This is a genomic window from Glaciimonas immobilis (assembly GCF_011947285.1).
GTDB lineage: Bacteria > Pseudomonadota > Gammaproteobacteria > Burkholderiales > Burkholderiaceae_D > Glaciimonas > Glaciimonas immobilis.
This window is the reverse complement of record NZ_JAAOZT010000002.1, coordinates 18665-31112: the sequence shown is the minus strand read 5'-3', so window position 1 is coordinate 31112 and position 12448 is coordinate 18665. Positions and strand designations below refer to the sequence as shown.

Here is a 12448-nt window from a genome sequence, read left to right as displayed (position 1 = left end):
CGGCAGGTCAAGAAGAAACCTACTATCATTCAACTTCACCAACGGCCTCGGTATCGGCAATCTGAAATTTCCGCATTTTTTCCCATAACACTTTGCGACTAATTCCAATGGCATGCGCTGTATCCTGCCGGCGCCAGCCATTGGCGTCCAACGCTGCAACAATCCGGTTACGCTCCGTCAACTCGCCTTTTTTGCGCACCAATAGTAAATCCGACCCCTCTGAAGACCGGGCCAGCGTTCCCAACCCGGCAAATACACGGTCAATCCGGGAACGATCCCAATTTCCCAGTTGTCGATAGATGATCCCTATCCGCTCAGCAACGTTGCGTAATTCGCGCACGTTACCGGCAAACCGTGAGGTTGAGACCATATCTAGTAACCAGTCAGGGGCTGCAGGAATCTCGTCATAGGTCTGACCTAACAACGCCGTGAATATCGCAATCTTATCGACACTTCCTCGCTCTTCCAGATTTGGCACACGCAATTCAATAACCGCAAGCCGGTAATACAAATCGGCGCGAAACATATCCTGCTGCACTTGTTCGCGCAGGTTACGGTTGGTAGCTGCGACTAGCCTGAAATCGAGCTTGATTTCGCTCTGCGAACCAAGTCTGGTGACAGTGCTTTGCTCCAGTACCCGCAATAGTTTAACCTGCTGATACAGCGGTAAATCGCCGATTTCATCGAGGAACAACGTACCGCCGTCGGCTTGTTCAAAATACCCTTTGTGCGCTAATAAGGCGCCGGTAAATGCACCTTTGGCGTGACCGAAGAATAGCGACTCGAACAGCCCATCCGGAATCGCGCCGCAATTCACCGCAACAAAAGGGCCTTGCCGAAAACGACCATGACGCTGATGCAGCAACTGCGCTATCCGTTCTTTACCGACACCGGTCTCACCCATGATAAGAACGCTGGACCCGCAATCGGCAAAGGCCTCGGCCTCGGCAACCAGTTCTTGCATGCACTCAGACTGCGCAATCAACGGTGGCAGCTTACGATCAGACTGGCTCATGGCCTGCATTTCTGCGGCCAGGCGAAACACCAGCATACGCAACTCGGCGCAGGTAAAGTCACGCATTAAAATGTGCGAATACTCCGTTGGATAGATGCGCGGATTAGCGGTTCGCACGACGTCGGCTACCCATATGACAGGCATGCAATGCGCCTTCTGCCAGGCTTCTGCAGAAACCTCGCCGCGGTCGATTACCGTCACCGACATCACTGCAATGGATGGGCGCAGCGCAACCTGATCGCGCGTAACCGTCATGCCATCTGCTCGAATGACCTGCACATCAAAACTGCTTAAACAATGCGAAATCCGGTCAGCAATATCTGATGTACCCTCCCAGACATAGATATCCAGGCTTTCTGGTAATAGCTTGTTTTCCATTTTCATATAGGCTCAATCACTTTACTCTTCACGACTTTTCATAGATGCGCTGTTTTGAAGTGTCAGCAAGTCCTTAATTTCACCCAGCCGCTGGAAAATCTTAAATGCCAATATCCATAATTCGCTCACGACACGCCATAACAACAGCGACAACAACGTACCGCCAAATGCCAGGAGTACGCGTCCGATACTACCGCCGACCCCGGCGCTATTGATGCAACTCAACACACCGCCGCCAAGGATGATCAAAATACCGATCCGATAAATCAGTTTAATCAGATACGGTGCAATCAGATCTTCGAAATCAATTAGGTTGGAAAACCTGAGATAAATTTTCTTTGCGATCACAGTCGTCCCATTTTCAAAATAGCGTTCTCAATAAACGAGTTGTAAAGTACCGCAACTAACGGAAGATAATCTCAGTGTGTTTTGGCCCGCGCCAAGACCTAAAAACGAGAACGCAGTGTCCAGCAGGCCGCCCACTGCAGACAGAATCGGATTTAACGCAACGCCCAGACCGGTCAGCACGCCGTTGAGAAGAGGGCTCAGCAATCCGAGTGGATCAAGAATATCGAGACCAGCTTGAAAGCTGCCGGGCTGGATGATATTTCCTAATAGGCCACTCAAGGAAGAGCCCACGGTCACACTACTCGGAAACGGCGTATTCAAGGTGACTATTGTCGGCGACGGACTAGCTACCTGAGCGTTTATACCAAGATTTAGCAGTCCCGGCATAACATCCACCCGGTTCGCCTGAGTCGTTATATTCGGGCACGAATTTGGTAAGCTGGCATCAGTCTGACCCTTTGCCATACACGCTTGCGCCACCCCGGGCTGAACCGAGAATGTCGCGCTTTGCGGGGCTTTACATTGCATACTGGTCAGGGTTGCCGTCCCGTAGGCAAGATCAACATACAGCGGAAGATTAACGGCGGGCTTTCCTGGAATAATGGTTAGCGCCTGCACGTTTATCGCAAGCCGTAACTGCGCTGACGTCGCGCTTGTGCCGACGCCACCAACCGCCATTTGGGGCGGCTGAATCAACGCTAGCTTAATCCCGACTTTGCCTAGCGGCCCAAGATCAATACTGGACCCAAGGTTGGCCAGATTATGGCTGTTGGCGACCTGCAAAGTTCCAACATTCAGCAGGTCGAGCACGTTAATCTGGGTATCGAGTGCGGATACGCCATCGGCTACGTTCATATTCAAAATCTTTCCGATGGTTAGTAACGATCCACCCAGCGTGCCCGTGGTCAGGGCTGCCAGATCGTTGACTGCGATACTGGCGGCTTGCGCCGGAGAAAGCGCCTGCACCGAAGCATTGACCAATTGCGCAAGCGTCACCTGCGCGTTCACCACGTCACTTACGCTACCGACATTCAGATTGAGATTTTTTAGCACCTTTAACAACGATACCTGCGCGCCGACTAGTCCGTTATAGGTCAGCGCACTCAGACAAACATTGCTGCCCAGCAGTCCATTGACTACCTGCGCTGTCAGGGAACTGGCACCGCTACATAAGGACAGCAAACCGGTACCAAGAGAAAATGCCGAGTACGGTGACGATTGGGTTGCGACCGCTTGCGCAACCACGCCCTGCGTGCCCAAACCGAAGAATCCCTTGACGTTGGATGACACCCTTACTTCGACCGCATTGAGACCGCTGCCGGGTTTAGGCGTACCAAAATTTTTAGACAACGGCGCTTCATAAACCAATACCGTTGACGTTGCAGTTGCCGTTTGCGGATCCCATCGCCCACATGTTGTCGTAAGTGTGTTGGAAGTAGCGTTGGGCGACGTGACGGAAAAGTTGTTCGATTGCGCGTTGGCGTTGACCGCCAAAAGTGCAGCGTTACAATTAAGCGGCGCAACTGAGAGGGCCTGCGCACCTGCCAGCGCCGCCAGATCTGCCACTTTTTGCAAATCGCGCTTCTGAAAAAACAGATATCCGATATCCAGCGACGACAGCAGAACCACTATGATCGACAAGAAAATCGTCGCCATGATGGCGATGCCCCCGTGCTGGCGACGCAACACTCCAGACCGCGGTGCGTAAGCAGCGGGATTCAATACGAGGCCAATCGCAGTGTCAGAATGTGGATACATAAATGGTCGCGTCGCGCTTAAAGTTGTCTGCTGGGCCGGAAAATCAATTTGCTGCGTTCTTCGCTACCTTGGTTTCAAAAAACTCTGGTAACGGATGCGTAAAGCTATTTAAATATCGGTCATAACTTGCGTCAGCAGTTGCGCCCAGCATTGGTAAGCGTGGGGCCGCAACGCGGCCATCCACTTGCGCCTGCAATAGCGAACGGGTGACATCGCCGACGCGAATTCTCGCAATCGGCTGCTCTTGTACCGCAGTCGGGGCCGTTGCTGCAACCGTCGCCGGACTACTCGGAGCCTGCAGAGCTGAGACGGTTGACGGCGTAACCGCAGGTACCGATCTGGTCGGTGCCGCGGTTGGCGTAACCGGTTTGACCTGCGTCATCCCGCCTGTCACCGGAGCGTTGTTCTGTGCGTGCAATGCAGGCAGGAAGGCCAAAGCCAATGCAATAAATAATGTTGCATTGCGCGTCAAACCGTCCGCGAAGAAAAGATGTTGGGGCGTTTTCATTTTCTGCCTTTTTGTTAATTTTTGGTGCCGATGATTAAATCGCATTTTGGTTAAAATATTTTGTGCCCTCGTACCCAGTCGCAGCACTAACCGCCAGCGCCAAAACGATCCAGCATGGATTCAAATCGGTTAGTCCGTAAGTCTGTCGCATTAGCGGGCAATGGCCGTATTGTTCTTGCTTGTGTCTGGGAGGCTTGCGCCCGAGACCGGGAGTTTTGAACAGTTTCAGAAGGCTGCGTAACCTTCACAGATTGCGCCGCCCCAGCCGCTGGCGCAAGGCTGGTCTTGATACTGTCAGCAAGGCGATAAATCGCTGCCCTCGCCTCGGGCGTTAGTTTCGCCTTATCCATGACAGCCGAAGCCTTGACGCCCTCACCTGTGACAACTAATAGCAGGGTCAGGTTGGAAATGATTTTGCGATTGTCCGGCGCTAGTTCTGCGGCCTGTGCCAATGGCACCCGTGCGCCATTGGTATCCCCGCTACGCAAGAGTGCATAACCAAGATCGCTCAACATCACCGGATTGATCGGCTCACGTTTGCTCGCTGCCACAAACGATGGAACGGCTGCAATATAATTTCCGCTTTGAGCTGCGAGCAAACCCAGACCGTGCCATGCGGCAGCCGCTTCTGACGTGCTTAATAATTTACGATAGGTAGCATCCGCAGCATCGGCCTGACGCGTCTCACGGAATGCGTCCGCGCGTAGCCGTTGTTCATCCGGCGCGATACCATATTGCTGCTCATAGGCGTCTAAATGCGCTAACGATGCAAAGTACAAACCCTGCAATTGCATTTTTCGGATCAGGCCAAGATACACCCCCTTGCTATCCGGCTTGGCAGACTGCACCTCAGCCTCCTGCCGTGCCTGCGCTGCGTCATTCTGCTGCGCGTAAAGGCGGGCAGCAGAATCAACAGCGCAACCGGACAAGCCGAGAGACAATGCAAGTAGCGGATACGCCAGAAAGCGGGCATTGTAATTACGTACCAACCGGCTGGCTGATTTTGGCAAAACGAACACCACCGGAGACCGGGCAGCGCAAGCGGCAAGGAAACCAAAACGCACCAGCAGCGATCCCATTACCGCAGGACTTACGCAAAACCGTCCCAGCAAGGCGTACCGACGCAGACAGTACGAAAGTACGGCCAGGAAAGCACAACGCCGCTGGGGCGATTTTGCGTAAGTCCTGATCATAAGTTTCCTGACATTTTGGTTAATGCCCTGATAACGGCAAGAAAACCAACACCGCCGGTAATGACAAGCAAGCCCGGCAGCAACGTTAATACCATCACGCCTGTCATCTTGACGGTGGTTTTGCCGACCCGTTCTTTCATATCCAGTTTGCGTTGCTCCCGGATACGTTCACTGAATAATTTCAGAGGCTCCTGTACCGCACCGCCGTGATGCTCTACCTGAACAATCAAACGCCCTACGGACTGCAAATCCGGGTTGTCAAATACCGTGGAAAATCGGCGCATCGATTGCTCCCGCGTCCGTCCGGCACGATACTGGCGGGCCGCAATTGTCATTTCTTCGCCCAGAATTTTCAGTACATTGGTGAACTCGCTTTCGATCACGTACAGACTCTGGTCAACCGACAAGCCCACGCCTTGCAACAAACGCAACAGATCGATCAATAAAGGTAATTCTTCTGCGGCTTTGCGGCGGCGTTCGGACGCGACCTTCTGCATCACCCACTTCGGCAACATGTATCCGGTTGCCAGCCCAAAAAAGATAATCAGCAAAGTACGCGTCCAGCTGCCGTTTTCAAGCAACAATAATCCTATCAGCGGCAACCCGATTGCAAGGACCGCCCGCGCGGCAAAAAACAGCGCCTGACCTTCTTTATCGTTGACACCACATTGGTCCAGCAAGTGACGGTCTTCATCTGCCACCAGGTGCCGTCCAAATGGCGTGTCTACCCATGCCGCCGCAAGCATTATTATGCGGTCGTGCCAGCGCGAGGTTCCTGGTTCAGGCGCGATGCCGCCCGTCACCCGATCCTGTGCGGCGATCTTTTCATCAATAGTGGTCAGATTCTGCTTAAGCCGCCATATGCGTCCCAGCATCGCGCCACCAACAAGGAACAGTGCCAGCGCAATCAATAAGATCGCGAGCATGATCAATGTGTGTTGAGTCGTGTCCACAGCTATCCCCTTATTCCATTTACATGGATTTGGCTAATTTATATAGCCAAAATCCGCCTACAATCTGAAGCACCACGGCACCGAGCAACATCTGTTTACCCACTGGGTCATGCCACATCCCGGTAAACATACTGTTATTAAAAATTATTAAAAAAATACCAATACCCACTGGCATTAAGCCCATGATCCAGGCGGACAGCCGGATCTCGGTAGACAGTGCCGACAACTCGTTTTGCGCATGTTCCAGATCGCGCATAAATGCCGCCATCCGATCCAGAACCTGATCAGAGCGGCCACCAAAACGCGCGGCAACACCGATGACCGCGGCCATCAGATCCAACTCTTTGAAACGGAAAAGCTGGGCTTCTTTACGCAAGGCAAGCTCTAGATCAACGCCCGCCTGAACTTGCCAGTTTGCGCGATCCAAAACTACCCGAATCGGTCCATCTGCACCGACAATTGCCGTCTGGAATGCTGCGCCTATACTGTTACCAATCGTGACCAGGCGCACTAACGCGTCAATAAATCCGGGTAATTGCCTGACCATTCTTTGCTGCAGCCGCGAAGTCCTGCGCCAAAAACCAAAACGTACCAGTAAAACATAAAGTACTACCGTGCCCAGTCCAGATAGCACCCCACCGAACAGGAACGCAATGGCACTCAACAACAATCCCGGTACGATAAGTTGAATGCACAGTTTTTTGGTACCGGTCTGTATCCCTGCACGTAACAAAAAATGGCGCAACGCGTCGGTTTGCACGTCACGTGGTGTCGCGTCCTGCGTCAGCGGCACCGTTGCAGTGATCCTGTTTCTTCCCTGGATTTGCTGATTCACAAAAACTGCGCTCACGTCCTGTCGCGAACGTCCCGTTGCTTGCTGCCATAACCATACGGCAGCGCCTGCAAACAACAAGGCAACAGTGATCAGCCAGAGCGTGATGTGCATAGTTATCGCCTCACCGGCAAGCTCTGGCCGCTGCTACCGGAACCAGAATTACCCTTACCGCTTTGCTGGCCGAGTTGCCGTTGGCGCTGCAGTTTAGGAGAATGTGGAAAAATACCTAGTGAGACCCAACGATCTGCCTCGTCCCCATCCGGCGCGATAAAACTTTCATGGCGGTATAGCTCTTGCAGCGTAATCATGTTGTCGCCTACACCGGTGACTTCGGTTATAGAGACGATACGGCGGCGGCCATTCGATAAGCGACCAATCTGTACGATAAAATCCAGCGCACCAGCGATTTGACGACGCAAGCTGGTTTCACTTCCCTGAAAGCCCGCAAAACCAGCCAGCATCTCAATCCGGTACAGGCATTCACGCGGAGAATTGGCGTGAATGGTAGCCATTGAACCGTCATGCCCGGTATTCATCGCTTGCAGCATTTCCAATACCTCGGCACCGCGCACCTCCCCTACAATAATGCGGTCAGGCCGCATCCGCAAACTGTTACGGATCAGGTCGCGGATACTGACCTGACCGCTGCCTTCAAAACCACCTAACCGGGATTCAAGACGCACGACGTGCGGATGGTTAAGACATAATTCCGCAGTGTCTTCCACCGTGACCACGCGCTCGTTCTCAGGGATAAAAAATGCCAGCGCATTCAGCAGTGACGTTTTACCCGAACTGGTGCCACCGGATACCAAAATATTGCAGCGCGCCTTTACCGCGTTTTCCAGCAGCGTATAAATCTCATCATTCATGCTACCCAGATTAAGCAGATCGCTTGGCTTTAATGGCTCTTTGCGAAACTTGCGTATCGATACCATCGGACCGTCAACCGATAGCGGTTCGATCACCACATTGAGCCGTCCACCATCTGGCAGGCGGGCATCGACCATCGGATTCGATTCATCAAGGCGGCGCCCGAGCGGTGCCAGTATGCGGCGCACGATCCGCAGCAAATGCGCGTTATCAGTAAAGCGTAAGGTCTCGCGCTGCAATATTCCGTTGCGCGACACGAACACATCGTTAAAGCCGTTGATCAGAATATCCTCAACGGTGACGTCAGCCAGCAGATCCTCTAACGGCCCCAGCCCCGCCAGTTCCTTGGTCAGTGCATCGGAAATTTGCCGGACTTCACTTTCATTGAGAGGAATTCGCTGCAAGCGCACAAACCCATCAACATCCAGATTGACGAACTGTTGAATGGCGCTGCGTGACCAACGACCAAATTCAGCACCCAGTTCTTCTATCCGCGTTAGCAAATGGTCATAAGCCGCGGTTTTGATATCTTGAAATTCCTGGGTATTGGAAAAAGCCTGGTCGTCGTCCGCAAATTCAATCTGATTGCTCACGTATTTCTCTCCCGACTGTTATTTGGGACCAATGTTAGGACGCTGCTCATAGTTTTTTTCATTTATTTCATTCATCAGACAGAGGTTGATGGCCGTCCGGCGCGCTTATTTGCGCTGTAATAAAGTCATTATCCAGCGCTTTATTCCCTGACGCCGGGGTGGTGCGGCATGAGGTGTGATTAAGTGATCAATCAGGCCCTCGACAGTGCGAACATAGCCATCCTGCGGCGCAACCTCATGCAGCAGTTTTCCCAGATTGGCGCTCGCAAAAAGTTTACGCGTCCGCTCCGGCAGTACTGCCAGCAACGGCAATCCAAAGCGCTCCGCAATCTGCTGGGCACTCATCCCAAAACGCTCGTCGTACCGATTAACCACCAGCTGTCTTTTGCGCTCTCCTGCAGGGACTTCGCCCAGCACTTTTACCGTATCCGCCAGCGACACCAACGCACCTACACTTTGGTCAGTGAGGAGCCAGACGTGGTCAGAAGCGCCGGTAATATTGGTGATAAATTCCTGATTGGAAAAACCGCCCAGGTCTGCAATTAGTACATCGAAATAAGTTCGCAGCTGGTCGAGCAATGCCAAGGCATCGTGATGCGAGACCGTACGCATTTCGCTCAAATTAAACGGCAGTGAAATCACCGTAACGCCGCCGGGGCTGCGCGATAGTGCGGTATGGACCAGGGTTTCATCGAGACGGCGCAAGTTGCGTACCGCTTCAGCAAAATCAAAATTACCGTTAGTCGTCAGATACAACTTGCCGTCGCCCGCTGGCAGGCCCAAATCGAGTAACGCAACCCGACTTGAAATGGCCGCTGATTTATCACCGCTGCGATTCTGCACGCGACGTTGAAAAAGGTCTGCAAGGTGCGCAGACAGGGTACTAGCACCAACACCCGGGCGTGCACCTACCAGCGTGACGAGTTGTCCGCGTTTGAGTACAACAGGGGATGGCACGATTGCCTTGGACAATACGCGTTGAATTACTTCATGCGCTTCTTCGGAGGGCGCGCTGATATCGACGAAATCGCTGAGCCCGGCCCGCCATGCAGCGATGGCACCTTCAGGGAAAGCCATGGACCCGATCGCCACTAACGGCAAATCAGGTGCGGCTGATTTCAGTGCGTGCGCCAATTCCACGGCGCGCGCAATGGCCGCAATACATTCATCTGAATGCGGTATTACGGACCTTTCCGCGGAACCAAAACCGGAAAAATCCAGCAACACAAGTAGTGGCTTGCGGTCAATTATCCGCGGCAGGAGCGTCGCCACATCGGAATGCTCTTGCCATAGCGTTCCCCATTTCTCTAAGGCGTGACCGAGCCATTCTGCCTGCTGATTATTTTCCGAGCAGAGAACAAAACGACTTAATGTCGTAATCTCATTTAGGGCGATCGGCGCATTCATTTTAAAGTCCAAAAAAATATCCCCGTTCCTACTTAGAAAATCCGGGTACTTCGTCAGCCACAAGGTCGCCCAGCAAATAGCTACCCCACGCGGTGCTAGCCTTATTACGCTGTTCCTGCTCTTCGCCGGGCAATGGCAACGGCACATTTTTAGCAATAGCCTGTACCAGATGCGGTGTGACAATAATCACCAGCTCTTTATCATCCTGGCTATAACTCAAATTACGGAAAAAGCTGCCGATGATCGGCAAGTCACCTATTAACGGGATTTTTTTGACGCTTGATTTGGTCGTGCGCGACACCAGGCCACCGATGATGAAACTTTCTCCGTCGCCGAGTTCTACTGTCGTGTCGGCGCGCCGTGTAGTAATCGCCGGGATCGACACGCCTGACAAAATTATCGCGTTGCTGTAGTCGATCTCGCTGGCCTCCGGCGCGACTTTCAGGGCAATCCGGCCTTTAGAAAGGATGGTTGGCGATACCGTCAATCCGATTCCGAATGGCTTATACACGATGGTCGTCGTTCCAAGCCCGCCCGATTGTGGTATCGGCAATTCGCCACCAGCCAGGAAACTGGCGCTTTGACCTGATAAGGCCGTGAGCGATGGCTCGGCCAGCACCCGTGCAAGTCCATTGCCTTCGATCAAACGTAAATTATTGGCCAGGCTATAACTGCCCCGTGAAAAAGTGTTGACCAGGCTGAAGGCCGATGACACCGTCGACAGACCACCGTTGGTGGCGAGATTACTGTCCAACTGAAAATTAAAATTGCCGCGCTTCAAACTTGCGCCAAAATCGAACCCGACTTCTTTTAGTACCGATTTGCTGAACTCGACGATTTTGACGTCAATCTGTACCACACCGGGACTGTCTATCGTTGACATATCCACCGTCTTACCTTTGCCAATCGCATCGGATACCGCCGCGCTGGTCCCTGCATGGACGATCACCGAGGAGGCCTGCCCGCGCAGCACCGCGGTCTTGCCACGCACACTCAGGTCAGGACCGCCCTGCCCTGCGAGCGCGTCTTGCAGGTCGCCCAGTACGGTCACGCGCCAGATTGCTGGCGCAAGGCCTTTTGACCAGACCGTGACCGTGGTGCTACCAGGGGTTTTACCGACCAAAATAACGCTCCCGCTCTTGCCATCGGAACCGCGCACCATTAACACATCCGCGACTTCAGGATCGGCGACCGCAATCCGCTCCAGTGTTCCCGCCACGTTCATGCTCTGCTGTTCGCGCATACCCAAAGAAATCTCGTTAGGCGCGGCCATTGAGATGACCGGCACCGCCATTGCGCTGAGCGCAAGCGGAAAAATTGTGTCGTATATTTTCATAACTCGCGTTTATTCTGTAATCGATCTGGGGCCAAACATCACGTAGGGGCTACTCAAAAAACTACTGCCTCTCGCTTAAGGCCACGGATTACCTCAACCGTATTTCCAGAATCGACTTTACGAGGAGATGGGTTAGTTGACCTCGACGTTGTTACGGGTGCCATTGGCGATCGTCGCGCAGTTGATTTGCTATCACCCGCCAGTGCAGTTAACTCGACCCCAGCGTAAGCCTGGTTAGGCGGACTGTTAAGATCCTCCGTCTGATCTTTTGTCAGTCCGCTTTTGCCGTTAAGTACAAAAGGTACCGGTGGGAATAAAGCCACATCCGGTACTTGATCATCCGCCGGGTTACGTAATGCCAGCATCAATTTGCCGCTTTGGATCGCCAGCGATAACCGATTAACGTCTGCCACCGGGGTTGCCAGTACCGCGCTATGTGCTGGCTGCGCGGCCTGAGCGGCTTGCGCTGCTTGTGCCGTCTGCGCTGCTGCCGCCTGCTGACTGGCTGACGGCGGCGCTACAGTGTCATTGGCTCCGTTGGCTCCGTTAGTACCATTAGCGCTGGCGTCGGCTGGCGCGCTCCCGATAACCGCGGTCCCATATGACAGAACGCGTACGCGCGACAATAGCAAGCGCGACTGACTTTTATCAAGTTCCTGCCCTTGTTTTAATGTGACGAACACATCCACAAAATCACCTGGCTGAACCCGATTGCCGGCACCGGCGACTTCATCAACCGGAATAGCCACTGCACGCTCGCCGACGCTTAATTTTAAGGCAAGACCACTGGCTAGAAGCGATTCTGTTATGAGGTTGCCCGCGCCAATGGCGACCATCGGGACCTTCCCAACAACTGCATTGGTCTGTGTGTAGACACCGCTTGGATTGATTGGCAATGTCACCAACTCGATATCACCGGTCGCGATGGCTTTGCCCGCATCCAAGTTATGCAATGCCACCACCACCGGGTAGGAAATCGTTGCGGCAAGGGGAGTACCGGACGCCGCTGGTGTCACCGCGGGGCGGCTACCGAGCCACCATGCAACCGACGCGAGCACAAGCGCGCCCAGCACCAGTATCGCTGCAAAAATTTTGGTCAGATTCATAGAAAAAGCGCTTTGTATAAGAAAAAATGGCCGGAATGCCAGCGAAGCTAAAACGCGAAGGACAATAAAAATTTTTCGGACCCTGCGGCACCTCGTAAATCTTACATTGTGGCGCTCACAATCTTCCTGTAAAAAGGAGCATATCCAT

The 12448-nt window shown here is 53.2% G+C and carries 11 protein-coding genes; all 11 read right to left on the bottom strand.

Translation table 11 applies throughout. From position 1 onward, the window contains the following. Positions 1-25: 25 nt before the first annotated feature. Positions 26-1393 carry a sigma 54-interacting transcriptional regulator gene (locus HAV38_RS02330; protein ID WP_375791652.1) on the bottom strand — a complete coding sequence of 456 codons (1368 nt, stop codon included), beginning with the start codon at positions 1391-1393 and terminating at the stop codon, positions 26-28. Between the two features lie 21 nt (positions 1394-1414). Then, positions 1415-1741, bottom strand: coding sequence for a DUF4282 domain-containing protein (locus tag HAV38_RS02325; RefSeq protein WP_168052075.1), 327 nt, complete (start codon positions 1739-1741; stop codon positions 1415-1417). A 27-nt stretch (positions 1742-1768) separates the two neighbouring features. Further along, positions 1769-3499 carry a pilus assembly protein TadG-related protein gene (locus HAV38_RS02320; RefSeq protein WP_168052073.1) on the bottom strand — a complete coding sequence of 577 codons (1731 nt, stop codon included), beginning with the start codon at positions 3497-3499 and terminating at the stop codon, positions 1769-1771. 43 nt (positions 3500-3542) lie between these two features. Next, a complete protein-coding gene (locus HAV38_RS02315) occupies positions 3543-4007 on the bottom strand; it encodes a DUF3613 domain-containing protein (RefSeq protein WP_168052071.1) in 465 nt (154 codons plus the stop codon). Between the two features lie 86 nt (positions 4008-4093). Continuing rightward, complete coding sequence (locus tag HAV38_RS21580) at positions 4094-5200, bottom strand: tetratricopeptide repeat protein (RefSeq protein ID WP_184013358.1); 1107 nt, start codon at positions 5198-5200, stop codon at positions 4094-4096. Further along, positions 5197-6153, bottom strand: a complete 957-nt coding sequence (locus HAV38_RS02305) for a type II secretion system F family protein (RefSeq protein WP_168052069.1) — start codon at positions 6151-6153, stop codon at positions 5197-5199. Before HAV38_RS02305 ends, HAV38_RS21580 begins: the two co-directional genes overlap by 4 nt. Positions 6154-6172: 19 nt before the next feature. After that, complete coding sequence (locus HAV38_RS02300; protein ID WP_168052067.1) at positions 6173-7099, bottom strand: type II secretion system F family protein; 927 nt, start codon at positions 7097-7099, stop codon at positions 6173-6175. A 2-nt stretch (positions 7100-7101) separates the two neighbouring features. Then, positions 7102-8451, bottom strand: coding sequence for a TadA family conjugal transfer-associated ATPase (locus tag HAV38_RS02295; protein ID WP_168052065.1), 1350 nt, complete (start codon positions 8449-8451; stop codon positions 7102-7104). 105 nt (positions 8452-8556) lie between these two features. Continuing rightward, on the bottom strand, positions 8557-9858 hold the full coding sequence (locus HAV38_RS02290; RefSeq protein ID WP_168052063.1) for a CpaE/TadZ family protein: 1302 nt from the start codon (positions 9856-9858) through the stop codon (positions 8557-8559). A gap of 28 nt (positions 9859-9886) precedes the next feature. Continuing rightward, complete coding sequence (locus HAV38_RS02285) at positions 9887-11194, bottom strand: type II and III secretion system protein family protein (RefSeq protein WP_168052061.1); 1308 nt, start codon at positions 11192-11194, stop codon at positions 9887-9889. 53 nt (positions 11195-11247) lie between these two features. After that, entirely contained in the window at positions 11248-12300 is a 1053-nt protein-coding gene (gene cpaB / locus HAV38_RS02280; RefSeq protein WP_168052059.1) for a Flp pilus assembly protein CpaB, read from the bottom strand. Between the last annotated feature and the right edge of the window lie 148 nt (positions 12301-12448).